This is a genomic window from Microvirga sp. VF16 (assembly GCF_016864375.1).
GTDB lineage: Bacteria > Pseudomonadota > Alphaproteobacteria > Rhizobiales > Beijerinckiaceae > Microvirga.
On sequence record NZ_CP069354.1, the window covers coordinates 3975688 to 3994277 of the forward strand.

Genomic DNA, 18590 nt, shown 5'->3' on the forward strand with positions numbered 1-18590 from the left:
AAAGAGGCTCTTTTCCATTGCCCAACGGTTACCACTTCTGTACGCCTGGATGAACCTCTTTCCGATCTCGGGCAATGCCTTATTTGATCGATAGGGACTTTAGCGCATCGTGCGGAAAAGTGGATCCGGTTTTCACTGACCTGGCCCTTCGGGTCGCTGACGCGGCCCTCTGGGTCCGCCCCCAACAATGCGCTATGTATAGAGGGAGTATCGGAAGTGATCCCAAAAAGTGGGTCTACTTTTGGGTCCGATGCTCTAGAAGGTAGAGAAGGCGAATGGGTCGTCAATCGAGCGACCGCCTGACCGTAGGGGCAGCCGCATGGCAGACCTGGTGATGGACTTTGATCAGGACGCAGGTTCTGCCTCGGTGCAGCCGGAGAGCGCCCGCGGAACGAGAGTTCTTATCTATAGCCATGACACCTTTGGCCTCGGCCATCTGCGCCGGTCCCGGGCGATTGCGAATGCCATCGTGCAGGACCGTCCGGACACCTCGGTCGTTATCATCTCGGGCTCGCCCGTCATCGGCAATTTCGAATTCGACAGCGGGGTCGACTACATCCGCATCCCGGGGGTCACGAAGCTGCCGGATGGGGATTACCGCAGCCTCAACCTCAATGTGGAGCTGGATGAGGCGGTGGGCCTGCGCCAGGCGCTCATTCTGCAAGCCGCCAAGGCTTTCAAGCCGGATGTCTTCATCGTCGACAAGGAACCGACGGGCTTTCGCGGCGAGGTCGTTCCGGCACTCGATTACCTTAAGGCGGCCGGTTGCCGCCTCGTGCTCGGCATCCGCGACGTGATGGATGAACCGGCTCTTCTCGTGCCGGAATGGGAGCGCAAGGGCGCGAAGGAAGCCCTGATCCACTATTACGACGAGATCTGGGTTTACGGTCTCAAGGACGTCTATCAGCCGCTCAGGGCACTCGATCTGCCCGTGGAGGTCAAAAGGCGCATCACCTATACCGGCTATCTGCGCCGGGACCTGCCACCAACCCAGTCCCTGACCAAGTACCCCAAGATCACGAAGCAGCCCTTCATTCTGGTGACCACTGGCGGCGGCGGCGATGGCGACGATCTGATCGACTGGGTCATCTCGGCCTACGAGACCGATGCGGAACTCGAACAGCCGGCGCTCATTCTCTTCGGGCCGTTCATCGACCGGGACAAGCGCCGCTCCTTCGTCGAACGCATCGCCAAGCAGCCGAAGCTCGATGTGATGTCCTTCGACAACAAGATCGAATGGCTGATGAAGAAGGCGGATGCCATCGTGGCCATGGGCGGATACAACACCTTCTGCGAGGCCCTGTCCTTCGACAAGCGCACGCTGATCGTCCCGCGGACCAGGCCCCGCCTGGAGCAATATATCCGCGCCGTCGAAGGCGAGCGGCTCGGGCTGGTGAGCATGCTGAGCGACTACAAGAAGCCGCGAACGCCGGAGCGCATGGCCGCCGCCCTGCGTTCTCTGTCATCGCAGCCGCGCCCGTCGGATGTCACCGTTCCCGGCCTGCTTGATGGACTTGACCGGGTGCAGGAGCGGCTCAAGGCTCTCACGGGGTCCAAGACGCCATTTGCCCCTGCCTACCATCAGGCGGCCGAGTAAAAGTATCGATGCTTCCCTCATTGACAGCCCGGCGCATCGCCGTCGTCGTCAAAGGCTATCCACGCCTTTCCGAAACCTTCATTGCGCAGGAAATCCTAGCCCTCGAGCAACGCGGCCTCGCGCTCGAGATCTGGTCCCTTCGGCATCCGACAGAACGGGCCGTGCATCCCATGCACAAGGCGATCAAGGCGCGGGTTACCTATCTGCCCGAGTATCTCTACGAGGAGCCGCTGCGCGTGCTACGCGGCGCCTTCTGGAGCATGGGGCAAAAGGGTTTCAAGGCGACGATCAAGGCCTTCTGGCGCGATCTGAAGCGCGATTTCACCGCCAACCGGATACGCCGCATCGGCCAGGCATTCGTGATGGCCCGGGAGATGCCGGAGGATGTGCGGCACCTGCATGTGCATTACCTTCACACGCCGGCATCCGTCGTCCGCTATGCCGCCCTGCTCACGGGCCGGAGCTGGACCTTCTCGGCCCATGCCAAGGACATCTGGACGACGCCCGATTGGGAAAAGCGCGAGAAGATGGCGGAAGCCCATTGGGGTGTGACCTGCACGGCGCAGGGAGCGGGCAATCTTCAATCACTGTCGCATTCTGACAAGGTATCGCTTGTCTATCACGGGCTCGATCTTTCCCGCTTTCCGGCCGCCTCTGAAAGCCGCCCTGTAAGGGATGGCTCGGACCCGCTCGATCCGGTGCGGATCGTGTCCGTCGGGCGAGCCGTAGCGAAGAAGGGTTATGGTGATCTGATTCAAGCTCTCGCCGCCCTGCCCCAGGATCTTCACTGGCGCTTCGCCCATGTGGGCGGCGGAGAGTTGCTCAACACCCTGAAAAGGCAGGCGCAGGACGCAGGCATCGCCGACAGGGTGGCCTTCCTCGGCTCCAAGGCGCAGCCAGACATCATTGCCCTCCTGCGCGAAGCCGACCTTTTCGTCCTGCCCTCGAAGGAAGCGAAATCCGGCGACCGGGACGGATTGCCGAACGTCATCATGGAAGCGGCAAGCCAAGGGCTTGCCATCGTGGCGACGAACTTCGCGGGCATTCCCGAATTCATCCGCGACGGCCTGGAAGGCCAGCTTGTGCCGCCAGGCGATTGGGAGGCTTTGTCGAACGCCCTCAATCTCCTCGCTCGCGATCCGGAACGCCGGAAAACCCTAGGGGATGCCGCCTTCTCGCGCCTGCGGCGGGACTTTTCCATGGAAGGCGGGATCGATGTGCTGGAGGCACGCCTCCGGGCCGTGACCGACGTACAAAAGAGAGAACCGGAGCGGGTGTGACCATCTCAAGGCTTGTTGCGTTCTACGCCCCCTTGAAGAGCCCGAACCATCCGCTTCCCTCGGGCGACCGCACCATGGCGCGCCTGTTGATGAAGGCCTTAGACCGGGCAGGCTATTCGCCATTTCTCGCCAGCGAAATACGAACGCTCGACAAGGCAGGTGAGCGGCAGCATCAGGAAAGCCTTCGGCAACAATCGCTTGAAGAGGCTGATCGCCTCATCGCGCATTATCAAGCACTACCTGAAGAGAACCGCCCCTGCCTGTGGTTTACCTATCACGTCTATTACAAGGCGCCGGACTGGATCGGCCCGCCTGTCACGAAAGCTCTCGGCATTCCTTATGTGATCGCTGAAGGATCGAGAGCGGCGAAACGTGCGCAAGGTTCGTGGGCCCTTGGTCATGAAGGGGCGGAAGCTGCTCTGGATCGGGCCGATGCGATTTTCGTCATGACCGCGCATGACCGGGAGGCGCTGGAGAGAGCAAGGCCATCGCATCAGGCTCTGGTTGATCTGCCGCCATTCCTGGATTTGGCGGAATGGCCTGCATCGAGCGCACATCCTTCGCCGGAAACCGAACCGCGCCTTCTCACGGTGGCGATGATGCGTGAGGGCGACAAGCTTGCCTCCTATCGCATTCTGGCGGCAGCTCTTCAGCGGATTCAGCACCTGCCATGGTCCCTGGACGTGGTGGGTGATGGGGAGGCACGGGAAGAAATCGTGCGGCTCTTCTCTCCCATGGCACAACGTGTGCGGTTTCACGGTCAGATCGAGAGCAGAGCCGATCTGACCGCGCTCTACGAGATAGCCGATCTCTTCGTCTGGCCTGCCGTCAACGAGGCCTATGGTATGGTGCTGCTGGAGGCTCAGGCTCTTGGTTGCGCGGTGGTGGCCGGTGCCTATGGCGGAGTTGCCAGCGTGATGCGCGACGGGAAGACCGGACGACTGACGCCACCCGGCGACATTGCGGCCTTCGCCGATGCGTTGAGCAATCTCCTGCAGGATCGGGAACGGCTGCGGAGCCTCGGCGCCGTCGCGTCTCGTTTTGTCAAACAGGAACGCGATCTCGCTCATGCCGCTTTGCGCTTGCGCAATGCGCTCGAACCGCTCACGACTTAGAGCGGGAGAATGAGCTTGCGCATTCTGATTGTCGTCACGCATCTGTTGGGATCGGGCCACCTGACGAGGGCGGCGGCCCTTGCACGAGCTTTTGCGCGAAAAGGACATGAAACGACGCTGGTGTCGGGCGGAAGCCCTGCCAGGCTGCCCGATCTGGAGAATGTAACCTTCGTTCAGCTGCCACCCGTGCAGACTGTCGGCACGGATTTCAAGACGCTGCTCGATGAACGCTTTGAGCCGGTAGATGCAACCTATCTTGAACGGCGCCGAACCCTTCTGCTCAACGCGTTGAAAGAAACTCGGCCCGATATTCTCATCACCGAGCTTTTTCCCTTCGGCCGTCGCGTTCTGAAGGATGAATTCAGCGCTTTGCTCGATACCGCGCGTAATGCGAATCCACGCCCGCTGGTTTTGTGCTCGATCCGAGACATCCTCGTGCCCTCCTCGAAAGCCTCGCGGATCGCGGAAGCGCATGAGCGTGTGCTTCGCGATTACGACGCCGTTCTCGTTCATGGCGATCCGGAGCTGGTGCCACTGGAGGCTTCCTGGCCGTTGGACGAGCGGATCAGGCCTCTCATCCGCTATACCGGCTATGTGGACGAGAACGAGGAACCTGTTCCGGACACTCACAGGCACGGAATCGTGGTCTCCGGTGGATCGAGCGGAGCAAGCCTCCCGCTCTATCGTACGGCCCTTGCGGCAGCCCGAGACATCGCCGACCGGTCCTGGCGCATCCTCATCGGACGGGGCGTTGGGGAAGCCGATTTCCTGGTCCTTCAGGAGGGCGCTCCACCTCACGTCACCGTCGAGCGCGCACGGTCAGATTTCCGTTCTCTGCTTTCCGGCGCCGAACTCTCCCTGAGCCAAGCTGGCTATAATACGACCATCGATCTCCTGCGCAGCGGCGTGACATCGGTTCTCGTGCCGTTCGAGGCCGGGTCCGAGACGGAACAGCGCCTGCGCGCCGAGCGTCTTCATGCGCTGGGCCTTGCTGAAATCGTGCCCGAAGCAGAGCTGTCACCGCAAAATCTGGCTGACGCAATCCGGCGCGGGCTAACCCGTGCGACCGCCGCGCCTCCGTCCATATCCGTCGACGGAGCCCGGCGGAGCGTTGCCGTGGCCGAAAGCCTCGCGCACTCCGGGCCCGCTCTTCAGCAACGCATCGACTGGGCCCCCTTGGATTTGGCACTGGACCAGGCCCGGGATCAGGGCTGCCCCATCCGCTTCTGGTGGCGGGACGACGATGCGGTGGCCGATACGCCCCAGCTCGACCGACTTCTCGGTCTCGCCCGCCACTACGACGCCGGAATCGGCTTGGCCGTCATTCCTGAAGGCATCGAAGCATCGCTCGCCCCACGTCTAGCAGGAGAGGGCAAGGCCTTCGCCCTCGTCCACGGCTGGAGCCATGCCAATCATGGCGCCGCCGGCGAGAAGAAGGCAGAATTCGGCGCCCATCGCTCCCTGGACATCATGGCGGCGCAAACGGAGCAGGCGCTGAACGTGGCGCGAGAACGCCTTGGGCTAAAGCTCCTGCCTGTCTTCGTGCCGCCCTGGAATCGGATCTCTCAGGATCTCATCCCTCATCTGCCCCGCCTGGGATTTCGGGGCCTATCCACCTTCACCGACCGGAAGGCCTCCTTCCCCGCCGAAGGGCTGATTCAGATCAACACCCACGCGGATCCCATCGATTGGCACGGCACGAAGAGTCTGGCCGATCCGGCTCTGATCATTGCCAATCTCGCCAGAGCGATCGAGCGGCGTGTGGCCGGCGAAGCGGATCGCGACGAGCCGATCGGGTTTCTGACCCATCATCTCGTCCATGACCACGTCATCTGGGCGTTATGCGAAAGACTTATCGCCCACCTCGCCGCCAGAGACATACGTTTCCTGTGTCCCGATGTGTGTTTCGGCTTGGAAACAAGATCACATTTGAGATCTAATGGGATTTGATGCGTTATGCTCATAGTTCCTGGAGGAGCATATGGAAGCGCCACTCCTGTCGGTTCGCCAACTGACAGTTGATTTCAACACCGATGCCGGAAATTTCCGCGCGGTCGATGGCCTGACATTCGATATTCCCAAGGGGAAGACGGTGGCGCTCGTCGGCGAGTCCGGATCCGGTAAATCGGTGACGGCGCAGGCCATCCTCCAGATCCTGACGAAGAAAGCCAAGATCACCAGCGGCGCCATCCTCTTCAACGATCCCGCAAACGGCGGAACGGTCGATATCGCGGCGCTTCAGCCCGAGAGCGACGCCATGCATGCCCTGCGCGGCGGGCGCATCGCCATGATCTTCCAGGAACCGATGACATCCCTGTCTCCGCTCCACACCATCGGCGACCAGATCTCCGAAGCACTGATGATCCATTCCGACGCGGATCAGGCCAAGGCGAACCAGAGGACCATGGAGGTGCTGGCCCGGGTCGGCTTCCCCGATCCGAAGCGAGCCCTGAAAACCTACCCGTTCGAGCTCTCTGGCGGTCTTCGCCAGCGTGCCATGATCGCCATGGCGCTTATCACCCGCCCCGCCCTCCTGATCGCGGACGAGCCAACGACGGCACTCGACGTGACGACGCAGGCGCAGATCCTGGATCTCATCAAGGAGCTCCAGATCGAGACCGGCATGTCGGTGCTTCTCATCACGCACGACCTCGGCGTCGTCGCCAACGTGGCTGACGAGGTGGTGGTGATGTATCGAGGCAGGATCATGGAGGCCGGATCACGGGAGAACATCTTCCGCAACCCGCAGCACGCCTATCTCCAGGCGCTCATGCGCGCCGTTCCGCGCTTTGCCATGGCGGAGAACGAGCGCCTGACGCCGATCCGCGAAGTGACGAGCGCAACCCTCGCATCGGCCGATGCACCCGAACGCATCCAGCCCAAGGGACCGATCCTGAAGGCCGAGCACCTCACGAAATGCTTCACTCTTCGGTCGGGCTGGTTCTCCGGCAAGACCCAGGAGATACGCGCAGTCAGCGAAGTCGATCTGGCCCTGCCCGCAGGCAAGACGCTAGGGCTCGTAGGCGAATCCGGCTGTGGCAAAACCACCGTGTCCAAGATGATCATGCGCGCTCTCACGCCCAATTCGGGCCGGGTGCTGTTCGACGACGGCACGGGCCCGAAGGACGTGCATAAACTGGAAGGCGACGCACTGACTGCCTATCGCCGCTCCGTGCAGTTCATCTTCCAGGATCCGTTCTCGTCGCTTAATCCGCGCATGACGGTCTACGAACTTCTGACCGAGCCCCTGCGCATCCACGACATCGGCACCTCGGACGAGCGCTATGAGCGCGTGAAGCAGCTCCTCGACATGGTCGGTCTCGATCAGCGTTCGCTCAGGCGTTATCCGCATTCGTTCTCCGGCGGCCAGCGCCAGCGTCTCGGCATCGCGCGGGCACTCGCTCTCGAGCCGCGCGTCCTGCTCTGCGATGAGCCTGTCTCAGCCCTCGACGTGTCGGTCCAGGCACAGGTGCTGAACCTGCTCAAGGATCTGCAATCGGCTCTCGGGCTGTCCTATCTCTTCGTGTCCCACAACCTCGCGGTCGTGGACTATATCGCCGATACCATCGCGGTCATGTGTCGGGGCTATATCGTCGAAGAGGCACCGAAATCCTCGCTCTTCCGTAATCCGGTTCATCCCTACACGCAGGCGCTCCTTGCCGCCGTGCCGGATCCGGATATTGACCGGCCCTTGGACTTTGCCAAACTGCGAACCGGCCGCTTCTCTCACCCGTCGGAATGGCCAGAACCCTTCCGCATCAAACCCGGTGAGTTCGGCCTGATGAAAGAGATCGAACCTGGCCATAAGGTTCGTCTGGGGCGCCTGACAGCCCAGGAGGCTGCGTGATGCTGCTCAAAACCCGCACACACTCGCTCATCCTTGCCGCCGCACTCGGTCTGCTCGCGCTGCCCGCCGGGGCACAGGATTTCAAGGACGCTCCTTTCTTCGCCGATCAGGTGAAGGACAAGAAGCTGCCGCCCCTGGCCGAGCGGCTGCCGAAAGCGCCCATCGTCGTCGAAGCGGCGGGCCAATATGGCGGCGACATCATCACCCTGGTGCCGCGACCGCGCGACATTCGCTACATCTCGACCTTCGCCTATACCCGCCTTGTCGGCTACGACAGGAACCTGCAGCTTCAGCCCGATCTCCTCGAAAAACTCGAGAACGAGGACGACCGGGTGTTCACCTTCGTCCTGCGCCCCGGCCATCGCTGGTCGGACGGGGCTCCCTTCACGACAGAGGATTTCCGCTATTATTGGGAGGACGTGGCGCAGAACGCGGATCTCTCACCGGCCGGACCGCCCGAATTCATGCTGGTCGACGGCAAGCCTCCGCGCTTCGAGATCCTTGACGAACAGACGGTACGCTTCACCTGGGACAAGCCTAATCCGCGCTTCCTGCCGCAATTGGCCGGACCGCTCGATCCCGGCATCTATCGGGCTTCCGCCTATCTGAAGCAGTTCCACGCCAAATATGCGGATAAGGCCGCCCTTGAGGAAAAGGCGAAGCAGCAGAAGTTGAAATCCTGGGCTGCCCTGCACAATCGCATGGACGACATGAAGGAGCAGACCAATCCTGCCCTTCCCACGCTCATGCCCTGGCGCGTCATGAATGCGGCGCCGGCCAATCGCTTCATCTTCGAGCGCAATCCCTATTACCACCGCATCGACAATCAGGGACAGCAGCTGCCCTACGTCGACCGACTCATCATGGACGTGTCGGCTCCCGGTCTCTTCGCGGCCAAAGCCAATGCGGGCGAAATCGACCTCCTGTTCCGTGGCCTCTCCATGAGCGACATCCCGGTTCTCAAGGAAGGCGAGAAGGCGAAGGGCTACACCACCCTGCTCTGGCCTTATGCACGGGGTACCGAGCTTGCGCTTTATCCCAACCTGAACACGGTGGATCCGGTCTGGCGCAAGCTCAACCGGGATATTCGCTTCCGCCGCGCGCTGTCGCTCGGCATCGACCGCAAGACCTTGAACAATGCGCTGCTCTTCGGGCTCGGCACCGAGGGCAACAACACCATCGTCGCGGAAAGCCCGCTCTTTTCGAAGGAACTGCGCACAGCCCATGCCGGCTATGACCCGGACGAGGCCTCGCGCCTGCTCGACGAGATCGGCCTGACGAAACGCAACGGCGCTGGAATCCGCCTGCTACCCGACGGACGCGAACTGGAGATCATCGTCGAGACGGACGGCGAGAGCACCCTCGTGGTCGACGGCCTGACCCTGATCGGCGAGTTCTGGCGCGAGATCGGCGTGAGACTCTTCGTGAAGCCGCAGGACCGCACCGTGTTGCGCAACCGCTCCTATGCCGGGTTGACCGTCATGGTGGCGGCTCCCGGTCTCGACAACGCGATCCCCACCGCCATCATGCCGCCGACCGAACTCGCGCCCATGCGTCAGGATAACTACACCTGGCCGAAATGGGGCCAGTACGTAGAGACCAAAGGCAAGAACGGCGAGCAGGTCGATATTCCAGAAGCCCAGCGCCTTCTCGATCTTTATTCCACCTGGATGAACACCGGAAACCGAGATGTGCAGAGGGATGCCTGGACCGAGATGCTGCGCAATCATGCTGAGAATCAATGGTCCATCGGCACTATCTCCGGCGCACTGCAGCCCATTGTCGTCCGCAACGGATTGCAGGGACTTCCTGCCAAGGCGCTCTACAGCTGGGAGCCGACGGCGATGCTCGGCATCTATCGCGTCGATGAGATCTTCTGGAACAAAGCCGCCGGCAAAGAGGCCCGTCGATGATCCGCTTCCTGTTGCGTCGCGTCGTCACCATGGCGGTGACCTTGCTGATCATTTCGGCCTTGGTCTTCTTCATCATCAAGCTGCCGCCCGGCGACTTCCTGTCCAATCAGATCGCCGAATTGCGCGCGCAGGGAGAATCCGCCTCGATTGCGAAAGCCGAGTTCCTCATCAAGCAATACGGACTCGATAAGCCCGCCTGGCAGCAGTATCTGGTCTGGCTCGGTGTCATGCCTGGACCGAACGGCTTCTCCGGTCTGCTCCAGGGCGATTGGGGCTGGTCCTTCGAATACGACAAACCCGTGGTGGATGTGGTCGGCGATGCCCTGTGGCTGACCCTTCTCGTCAACCTCGCGGTGGTGATCTTCATCCATGTGGTCTCGATCCCCATCGCGATCTATTCCGCGACGCGGCAATATTCCATCGGCGACTATCTCGCCACCTTCATCGGCTATATCGGCCTTGCGACCCCGAGCTTCCTGCTCGCGCTGATTCTGCTCTATTACATGAACCGCTGGTTCGGCATTTCCATCGGTGGGCTCTACGATGCAGAGTATGCGGGCGAGCCCTGGACCTGGGCCAAGACACAGTCCCTCCTCTCGCACCTTGTCGTGCCGACCATCGTGATCGGCCTCGGCGGCACGGCCGCCATGATCCGGCGCATGCGCGCGAACCTGCTCGATGAGCTCGGCAAGCAATATTACGTGACGGCGAAGGCGAAGGGCCTTGGGCCCACCAAGGCCCTGCTGAAATATCCTTTCCGCATGTCGCTCAATCCCTTCATCGCCGATATCGGCAACCTGCTGCCGCATCTCGTGTCCGGCTCGGTCCTGGTGTCGCTGGTGCTGAGCCTGCCGACGGTCGGTCCGATCCTGCTGAGCGCGCTGAAAAGCCAGGATCAATTCCTGGCCGGATTCATCCTGATGTTCGTCGCGGTGCTCACGGTCGTCGGCATGCTGATCTCGGACCTGTTGCTGGCCTGGCTCGATCCACGGATCCGGATGGGAGGCGGACGATGAATACGGCCCTTCCCACCAAGCGCCATTACGTCGACCCGGCTCCCTTCGACCCCGGCAAGACCGAACCTGTCGGCGCCGAGAACGAGAGCTTTTATCGCGCCTCGTCCTGGCAGCTGATGTGGTGGAAGTTCCGCCGCCATAAGGTGGCGGTGGCAGCAGCCTTCGTGCTTCTTGTCTTTTATGCGATCGTTCCCTTCGTCGAGGTGATTGCGCCCTACAACCACACCAAGCGCCACGGCGACTTCCTCTATGCGCCGCCGCAGGGCATCCACCTGATGCATGAGGGCCGGTTCGTCGGCCCCTTCACCTATCCCTACACCTACAACTTCGACCTGGAGAGCTTCCGACGCGTCTACACCGTCGATACGTCGAAGCCGCAGCCGATCCGCTTCTTCTGCCGAGGCGATGCCTACCAGTTCTGGGGCATCTGGCAGATGGACTTCCACCTCGTCTGTCCTCCGGAAGACGGCACGATGTTCCTGCTCGGCACCGACAGGCTCGGACGTGACCTGCTCTCGCGCATCATCTACGGAGCGCGGATCTCGCTCACCATCGGCATTGTCGGCATTGCGGTATCGTTCGCGCTTGGCCTCTTCTTTGGCGGCCTCGCCGGTTACCTCGGCGGCTGGGTCGATCACGTGATCCAGCGCATGATCGAGATCCTGCGCTCGCTTCCGGAACTGCCGCTGTGGCTCGCGCTCTCCGCTGCGCTCCCGGCGAATTGGAGCCCGATCCTCGTCTTCTTCGGCATCACGATCATCCTCGGCCTTCTCGACTGGCCGGGCCTTGCCCGCGCCGTGCGCTCGAAGCTTCTATCGCTGCGCGAGGAGGATTTCGTGAAGGCCGCGGAACTGATGGGTGCCTCGAAGCAGCGCATCATTGCACGCCACCTCATCCCGAACTTCATGAGCCACCTGATCGCCTCGGCAACGCTCTCGATCCCCTCCATGATCCTCGGCGAGACGGCCCTCTCCTTCCTAGGACTCGGCCTGCGCCCGCCGGTGACGAGCTGGGGCGTGCTGCTGAATGAGGCCCAGAACCTCGCCGCCGTGCAATTGCACCCCTGGCTCCTCTTCCCGATGGTGCCGGTGGTGATCGTCGTGCTTGCCTTCAACTTCATGGGTGACGGCCTGCGCGATGCAGCGGACCCGTACCACTAGACGTCCTTACGGAGGTGGATATGAAGCCGACACTGCTCGCTACGAAGGATGCGTTCGCGACCGTTGCGGTCAAGGATCTGGCTAAAGTCAGGACCTTCTACGAGAACACACTGGGCCTCGAGCCTGTTGAAGGCGATGAGAGTGGCGTGCAGGGCTATCGTGCAGGCTCTTCAACCATCCTTGTCTATGAATCGGCATTCGCTGGAACCAACCAAGCAACCGCTGTCACGTGGCCTCTCGGCAACGACCTGGACGCCGTCATTCAGGCCCTGAAGGCGAAGGGCGTCACCTTCGAACATTACGACATGCCGGACGCGACGCGTGACGGAGACATCCATGTTTTCGGCAAGCTGCGCGTGGCATGGTTCAAGGATCCGGACGGCAACATTTTCAATCTCGGAAATTTCTAGATCGAGCCGGGCTGCGGAACCGTTTTCATCGACGGCAGAACATGCGACACAACCAGGACCGGTGCTGCGCGACGCATCGGCATCGCTCGATTTCACTCCGAGGTATCCCGTGGCCAGACACCGACTCGATGCATCCCCCGAGACCGTTCACTGGGGCTATTTCGACGCACAACTGCCGCCGCTGCTGACGGTCGATTCCGGAGACGCGATCACGATTTCCACCGTGTCGGGCGGCCCGGAGGCGATGCCGAAGGCGCCTTTCGTGATCCCGCAAGCGCTGTCGGCCATACATGCTGCCCACAAGCCGAAGCTGCCGGGTCACATCTGCACCGGCCCGGTCGCAATCCGCGGCGCCAAAGCCGGTCAGGTTCTGGAAGTGCGCATCAAGGACATCGAGCTGCATTACGACTGGGGCTTCACCTATTCCGCACCACTCAAAGGCGCCCTGCCCGACGATTTCGACGAGATTCACTTCATGACCATTCCGCTCGACCGCGAGCGGATGACGGGTAAGCTGCCGTGGGGATTGGAGCTGCCCTTGAAGCCGTTCTTCGGCGTCATGGCCGTTGCACCACCCGCCGCCTGGGGTGCGCTCAGCACCCTGCCGCCGCGTCGCAACGGCGGCAATCTCGACAACAAGGAACTGGTGGCAGGGACAACTCTCTATCTGCCGATCCATGTGGATGGCGCCCTGTTCTCCGTTGGCGACGGGCACGGCGTGCAGGGCGATGGCGAGGTCTGCGTCACTGCCATCGAGACTGGGTTGATCGGCACCTTCGAGCTGCACCTGCGCGAGGATATGCACCTCACCTGGCCGATGGCCGAGACGCCGACGCATGTCATGACCATGGCCTTCGATCCGGATCTCGACGATTGCGTGGTCATCGCGCTACGCGACATGATTGACCTGATTGTCGCCCGCACCGGCATCACGAAGCCAGAGGCCTATGCCCTGTGCAGCCTCGCGGCTGACTTACGGATCACGCAGGTGGTCAACGGCAACAAGGGCGTCCACGTGATGCTCGACAAGAGCCTGCTGCAGAAGGCGCAGCGTTAAGGCGTCTCTTCCGGTGGCGGCTCGTCTCCGAAGATGGAGCGGCCGCCATAGGAATGGGATTTTGCCCGCTCCCGGCGGATGTGCTCTTCCACGTTCGGACCTTTGGCATGGCGTTCGAGCTGACGGGCTTGGTCGTCGAGCCTTTTCAGAGCGAACAGCTCTTCCTGTTGTCCGAGCTTCGCCTTCTGGACCGCCGATTTCAGCACGCGGATCGTCTCGTCATAGACGCGCACCGGAACCGGATAGGGATGCCGGTCCTTGCCGCCATGGGCGAGAGAGAAGCGGGCCGGATCGCTGAAGCGGCACGGCGTGCCGTGCACCACCTCCGCCACCATGGCGAGCGCCTGAACCGTGCGTGCGCCGACACCGGGCGTCATCAACAGATCGGGGAAGTCCTCAGGTCCTCTGTCCGCGGCGGCTGCAAGCGTCCCGTGGAGGCGTCGCAGCACGACATCCTTCGCTCGAACGTCGTGATGCTCGGGCATTACCAGATGCGGCAGAAGAGGCTGTGGACTCGCGGCGGGCGTCGCCTCCGGCTCGCGCTCTTCGAGCGCCAGGAATTTGCGGGCAACACCGTCAGGGCCCAAGGAGCCCAAAATCTCGATCTGGGCCCTGCGCGAGGCCTCCGCTCGCCGGTCGGTGAGATTGACGATTGTTCCCTGCCCTTTTCCGTCGATGGCCGTGTGCGGCTCGTCGACGAAGCTCTTCAGATCCTCGGACAGCCAATGGTAGCGGCGCGCGAGCCGGGACGTGTCGTTCATCCCCTGCTGCACCACCGCCCACTTGCCGTCATCCGTGACGATGAAGCCGTGGAGATAAAGATCGAAACCATCCTGGATCGCCGCGCTGTCGACCTTCGCCACGAGCCGGCTGGCATCTGCGAGTGCAGCACCGTCGAAGCCGACGCGCTCGCCGATGGCAACCAATTCATGAGGCGTCTGTCGTGAGTTCTTCCCCCGTCCGCCGCAGACGTGAATCCCGAGCTCTTTCGAGAGCGGCGTCAGCCCGCGCTTCAGAGCGCCGATGACGCTGGTGGTGATGCCGGAGGAATGCCAATCCATGCCCATCACCGCGCCGAAGGATTGGAACCAGAAGGGATGCGCAAGCCGGCGCAGCAGCTCGTCGCGCCCATAATGGTGCACGATGGCCTCGGATACCACGCCACCGAGGCGCGTCATGCGATCGGCCAGCCATTTCGGCACATGACCGGTATGGAGCGGCAGGTCGGCACTTCCGGCCCGTTTCGCCATCGAGTGATGTCTCCTTAAACTAACGATCTGAGGTATCGCGGGAGATTTCTATAGCACTAGCAATTTCATGGACGAGCGCCTCACAGATTGGCTATTTTTCTATTGGACCGGGTAGTAAACCTGTGATGCTCGCAATTTGCTCTGATTGTTGGAGCCATTCTGTAGGTCTTGTCCAATCAAGCGCGCCGTGAACCCCCGGGCACTGCTTAAATTCCTGCGTCGCCTCAAGGCAATCGGTCCAGATACCACCTCGTCGAATAAGGACGCGCTTGCCATCAGGCGTGGCAATCAACGCGGGATCATCTGTCCAAGAGCCATCCTCGGAATAAGTAAGTTGAATGTCTGACAATTTCCGCCAAACAAGCCCATAGCGATCCTCTGCCTGCCAAAGCCTATACACAACATCGGTTGGAATCGATTCAATACCTAACATTAGCAATCTGCCATCTTCGAGCTGAGCCCTATTGACCTCGCTAGGTGCTCCAGAGACAAGGCCGGCAAAGGCAAGCATCAGAAGCAAGATTGGAGAACCAGGGATAATTCCTAACGCCCAAAAGAGGCGTCTCCGGCCAGATGTGATAACAACGCTAAGACACAACCCCGCTAGAAGAGCAGGCAAACCATAAATGATTAGCTGATCGATAAAAGCTGGTGCAAAGGCTCTGCGATTACTCTCTGTCGATAAAGCTCCCCAGAAGCTTGCAGCAAAAGCCACCCCTAAAAAAAAAGACGCCCACGCCAAGAGCCAGATTGCGTAACCAAAAAAGCAATAGCCTCAAGGCGTACCAATGCATCACCTACCCCGCAGCAAGCGTTTCTGTGTAACATCTGCCATGGAAGGCGTCGAACTAAATCCAATAAAAAAGGCGCCCTGAGGCGCCTTTTCCATGTTCAGCCTTAGCGGCGGCGCGGGCTTTTTTCGAGCCACGCCACCTGGGCTCCATCGCCGCGGCGTCCGTCCTGACGACCGGATGATGGCTTTCCCTGGGCCGGACGCTGTCCCTGAGCCGGACGTTGGCCTTGCGCCGGGCGCTGACCCTGTGCAGGCCTCTGCTGGTTTCCGGCGGCATGGCCGCCCTGTTGCTGCTGGCCGTTGCCGCCCGGCTTGCCGCCGCGACCGCGACGACGCTTGGGGCCGCGCTCCGCGTTCGGATCCGTATTGCGCGGCTGGCCGTGGCCCTGATGCCCGCGGGCATGGGGAGCCGGACGACCGCGCTGCGGCTCGCGGCGCTCGGAGGTCTCGGAAGCGGCCGGAGCAGCAGGAAGTCCCTCCGGCAGAGGCATGACCGGTACCTTGAGGCGGGTCAGCTTCTCGATGTCCTTGAGATAGGCCTTTTCCTCGTCGTTGCAGAACGAGATCGCAAGGCCGGTAGCGCCCGCGCGGGCCGTACGGCCGATGCGGTGGACATAGGATTCCGGCACGTTCGGCAGGTCGTAGTTGATGACGTGGCTCACGCCCTCGACGTCAATGCCGCGCGCGGCAATATCCGTCGCCACCAGAACCCGGCAGGAGCCGTCGCGGAAGCCTGCAAGCGCACGCTCGCGCTGCGGCTGCGACTTGTTGCCGTGAATGGCGGCTCCGGCAATGCCGGCCTTGTCGAGACCGCGCACGACCTTGTCCGCCCCATGCTTGGTGCGGGTGAAGACGAGAACGCGGTCGATGGAGGGATCGCGCAGGAGCGTTTCGAGCAGAACCTGCTTGCGGCCGGTCTGCACGAAGATCACGCTCTGCTCCACGCGCTCGGCGGTCGTCGCCACCGGGGTAACGGCCACATGCGCCGGATCGCGCAGGAAGGAATCGGCCAGGGTCGAGATCGTCTTCGGCATGGTGGCCGAGAAGAACAGGCTCTGGCGCTCCTTCGGGAGCAGGGTCACGATGCGCTTCAGCGCATGGATGAAGCCGAGGTCGAGCATCTGATCGGCCTCGTCGAGGACGAGGATCTCGATGTCGCGCAGGGACAGGGCCTTGCGGTCCACGAGGTCGATCAGGCGGCCGGGCGTCGCCACGAGCACGTCGACGCCGTTCGCCAGCGCCTTCTCCTGACGGGAGATGGTGACGCCGCCGAACACCACCTCGGTGGTGAGGCGAAGGTTCCGGCCATAGGCGCGGAAGCTGTCGGCGATCTGGCCGGAGAGCTCACGGGTCGGGCTGAGCACGAGCACGCGGGCGCTCTTGCCCCTGCGCGGCTTCGGGTTCGCGTTCAGGCGATGCAGGATCGGCAGCGCGAAGGCCGCCGTCTTGCCGGTGCCGGTCTGGGCAATGCCGCAGACATCGCGGCCTTCCATGGCATAGGGAATGGTCTGGGCCTGGATCGGCGTGGGCTTCTCATAGCCCTCAGCAGACAAGGCCTTCAGGATCGGCTGAGCCAATCCGAAATCGGTGAAGAGTGTCAAAGTGGTATCGTCTTTCGAACGGATGCGGTGAGCCGCAGAGCAGGTTCGGCTAGGGAAAGCTCAGGCGCTTCAGGGCTCTTGAGGCGAGGCCCGCGTGATGGGGCCGTCGTATGAGGTGAGCGATTGAAGAAGGGGACCGGGGTCTTCGCCGTTTCGCGAATATCCGTCACGCAGTCCCGCTCAAGCTGCTCGGTGATCGAGCGCCGTCGCCTGCTGTGCATATGGAGGCTAAAAACCTATCCGTCAACCGCAAGGCCTGACATAAAGCAAGAATGTCTCCTCCCAGCTCCATGCCCTGGCGTTTCGTCTCGGCCCTGTCGTTCACGCAGCTGATCTCCTACGGGACGCTCTTCTATGCCTTCGCCCTCATCATCGAGCCCATGGAACGGGAGCTCGGCTGGTCGAAAACAGCCCTGACCGCCGCCTACTCCCTCGCCCTCGCTTCCTCCGCCTTCTTTGCGGTCCCCATTGGCCGCCTGATCGACCGGGGCTATGGCCGGGCCGTCATGACAGGCGGCTCCGTCCTCGCGGCCCTCCTTCTCGCGCTCTGGGCCTGGACGGATTATTATCCGGCCTTCGTGCTGATCTGGCTCGGCATGGGCGCGGCCATGAGTGCCGTGTTCTACGAACCGGGCTTTGCGGTTCTGGCCTCCCGGCTCGGCCTTTTGACCCGCCGCGGGATCACCATCATGACCTTGGTTGGCGGCTTTGCCAGCACGGTCTTCATCCCCCTCACCCATCTGCTCATCGAGGCTTACGGTTGGCGCGGCGCGCTGCTCGTTCTGGCTGCCTTGAACCTGGCAATCTGCGCCTTGCTGCATGCGGCAAGCATCCCGGCTGCGCCAGTCCGGCCAAAGCACAGCAGCGAAAGCCACATCGCTACCCGCCCTGTTTCGGATCCCCGCCGTGTCCTCGCCAAACCGGCTTTCTGGCTCTTTGTCGTTACCAATATTCTTCAGGGGATGATCTCGACCGGAATTCCGGTTCATCTGATCCCGATCCTGCTTGAGAGGGGCTTCACTATCGACGCTGCCGTGACTGCCTATACGGTGATCGGTCCGGCCCAGGTTGCGGCCCGGTTCCTGACCGGGTTTGGTGAGCGCGCCATGAGCCTGAGAGGGATCGGGGTGGCGACCATGGCCCTGAGCGTCCTAGCCTTCATCCTCCTGCCCTTCGTCCCAGCCGGCTCCTGGCTGATCTTGGGCTTTGCTGCCTTCTACGGCGCAGCCAACGGAATGCTCACCATCGTGCGGGCTCTCCTCCCACCGGAACTGTTCGGCCGTGAGGATTACGGGACGATTCAGGGCATGATTGCCATGCCGGTCCGGATCGCCATGGCAGGCGCCCCCTTCGCTTTCGGCGCCCTCTGGGCGTGGCGGGGCAATTATGACGCCGTGCTGCTGCTGTGCCTAGGCATGGCCGTGTGCTCCCTGGTCGCTTTCATGCTAAACCTAGCCCTGGCAAGGGAGCCCTGACGTCCGCAAAAATTCGCTTGCTTTAGACGGCTAAAGAAATCATGTGCAGGACTTCGGGGTAACCGGGTTGCAGGAA

The 18590-nt window shown here is 62.0% G+C and carries 14 protein-coding genes; 11 read left to right on the forward strand and 3 right to left on the reverse strand.

What is annotated here, in order from left to right; translation table 11 throughout:
• Positions 1–319: 319 nt before the first annotated feature.
• The 10 genes from JO965_RS18565 (at position 320) to JO965_RS18610 (ending at position 13395) form a co-directional block, all read left to right on the forward strand.
• The gene (locus tag JO965_RS18565) at positions 320–1597 is read left to right on the forward strand and encodes a glycosyltransferase family protein (RefSeq protein WP_203440494.1); all 1278 of its coding nucleotides are present in this window, start codon (positions 320–322) and stop codon (positions 1595–1597) included.
• 8 nt (positions 1598–1605) lie between these two features.
• Complete coding sequence (locus tag JO965_RS18570) at positions 1606–2877, forward strand: glycosyltransferase (protein WP_203440495.1); 1272 nt, start codon at positions 1606–1608, stop codon at positions 2875–2877.
• On the forward strand, positions 2874–3992 hold the full coding sequence (locus tag JO965_RS18575; RefSeq protein WP_246776617.1) for a glycosyltransferase family 4 protein: 1119 nt from the start codon (positions 2874–2876) through the stop codon (positions 3990–3992). The genes JO965_RS18570 and JO965_RS18575 overlap by 4 nt, the downstream gene beginning before the upstream one ends.
• Positions 3993–4001: 9 nt before the next feature.
• Entirely contained in the window at positions 4002–5942 is a 1941-nt protein-coding gene (locus tag JO965_RS18580) for a glycosyltransferase (protein WP_203440496.1), read from the forward strand.
• A 31-nt stretch (positions 5943–5973) separates the two neighbouring features.
• Entirely contained in the window at positions 5974–7839 is a 1866-nt protein-coding gene (locus tag JO965_RS18585; RefSeq protein WP_203440497.1) for an ABC transporter ATP-binding protein, read from the forward strand.
• Positions 7839–9752, forward strand: a complete 1914-nt coding sequence (locus JO965_RS18590) for an ABC transporter substrate-binding protein (RefSeq protein ID WP_203440498.1) — start codon at positions 7839–7841, stop codon at positions 9750–9752. The genes JO965_RS18585 and JO965_RS18590 overlap by 1 nt, the downstream gene beginning before the upstream one ends.
• On the forward strand, positions 9749–10768 hold the full coding sequence (locus JO965_RS18595) for an ABC transporter permease (protein ID WP_203440499.1): 1020 nt from the start codon (positions 9749–9751) through the stop codon (positions 10766–10768). Before JO965_RS18590 ends, JO965_RS18595 begins: the two co-directional genes overlap by 4 nt.
• A complete protein-coding gene (locus JO965_RS18600; RefSeq protein WP_203440500.1) occupies positions 10765–11928 on the forward strand; it encodes an ABC transporter permease in 1164 nt (387 codons plus the stop codon). The genes JO965_RS18595 and JO965_RS18600 overlap by 4 nt, the downstream gene beginning before the upstream one ends.
• 20 nt (positions 11929–11948) lie before the next feature.
• The gene (locus JO965_RS18605; protein ID WP_371826803.1) at positions 11949–12338 is read left to right on the forward strand and encodes a VOC family protein; all 390 of its coding nucleotides are present in this window, start codon (positions 11949–11951) and stop codon (positions 12336–12338) included.
• Between the two features lie 109 nt (positions 12339–12447).
• Positions 12448–13395, forward strand: a complete 948-nt coding sequence (locus JO965_RS18610; protein ID WP_203440501.1) for an acetamidase/formamidase family protein — start codon at positions 12448–12450, stop codon at positions 13393–13395.
• On the opposite strand, the gene JO965_RS18615 is transcribed toward JO965_RS18610, so the two are convergent.
• The 3 genes from JO965_RS18615 to JO965_RS18625 all read right to left on the reverse strand — a co-directional run bounded on the left by JO965_RS18615 (position 13392) and on the right by JO965_RS18625 (position 17039).
• Complete coding sequence (locus JO965_RS18615; RefSeq protein WP_203440502.1) at positions 13392–14645, reverse strand: DUF763 domain-containing protein; 1254 nt, start codon at positions 14643–14645, stop codon at positions 13392–13394. The two genes, JO965_RS18610 and JO965_RS18615, sit on opposite strands and share 4 nt — an antisense overlap.
• A gap of 91 nt (positions 14646–14736) precedes the next feature.
• Positions 14737–15360, reverse strand: a complete 624-nt coding sequence (locus JO965_RS18620) for a hypothetical protein (protein ID WP_203440503.1) — start codon at positions 15358–15360, stop codon at positions 14737–14739.
• A gap of 182 nt (positions 15361–15542) precedes the next feature.
• On the reverse strand, positions 15543–17039 hold the full coding sequence (locus JO965_RS18625) for a DEAD/DEAH box helicase (protein ID WP_203440504.1): 1497 nt from the start codon (positions 17037–17039) through the stop codon (positions 15543–15545).
• Between the two features lie 272 nt (positions 17040–17311).
• Between JO965_RS18625 and JO965_RS18630 the strand changes: the two genes are divergently transcribed.
• Complete coding sequence (locus tag JO965_RS18630) at positions 17312–18514, forward strand: MFS transporter (protein WP_203440505.1); 1203 nt, start codon at positions 17312–17314, stop codon at positions 18512–18514.
• Positions 18515–18590 lie beyond the last annotated feature (76 nt).

Coding starts and splice junctions, on each gene's coding strand:
- JO965_RS18565 (WP_203440494.1), top strand. CDS start 320: ATGGCAGACCTGGTGATGGACTTTGATCAGGACGCAGGTTCTGCCTCG.
- JO965_RS18570 (WP_203440495.1), top strand. CDS start 1,606: ATGCTTCCCTCATTGACAGCCCGGCGCATCGCCGTCGTCGTCAAAGGC.
- JO965_RS18580 (WP_203440496.1), top strand. CDS start 4,002: ATGAGCTTGCGCATTCTGATTGTCGTCACGCATCTGTTGGGATCGGGC.
- JO965_RS18585 (WP_203440497.1), top strand. CDS start 5,974: ATGGAAGCGCCACTCCTGTCGGTTCGCCAACTGACAGTTGATTTCAAC.
- JO965_RS18590 (WP_203440498.1), top strand. CDS start 7,839: ATGCTGCTCAAAACCCGCACACACTCGCTCATCCTTGCCGCCGCACTC.
- JO965_RS18595 (WP_203440499.1), top strand. CDS start 9,749: ATGATCCGCTTCCTGTTGCGTCGCGTCGTCACCATGGCGGTGACCTTG.
- JO965_RS18600 (WP_203440500.1), top strand. CDS start 10,765: ATGAATACGGCCCTTCCCACCAAGCGCCATTACGTCGACCCGGCTCCC.
- JO965_RS18605 (WP_371826803.1), top strand. CDS start 11,949: ATGAAGCCGACACTGCTCGCTACGAAGGATGCGTTCGCGACCGTTGCG.
- JO965_RS18615 (WP_203440502.1), bottom strand. CDS start 14,645: ATGGCGAAACGGGCCGGAAGTGCCGACCTGCCGCTCCATACCGGTCAT.
- JO965_RS18630 (WP_203440505.1), top strand. CDS start 17,312: ATGTCTCCTCCCAGCTCCATGCCCTGGCGTTTCGTCTCGGCCCTGTCG.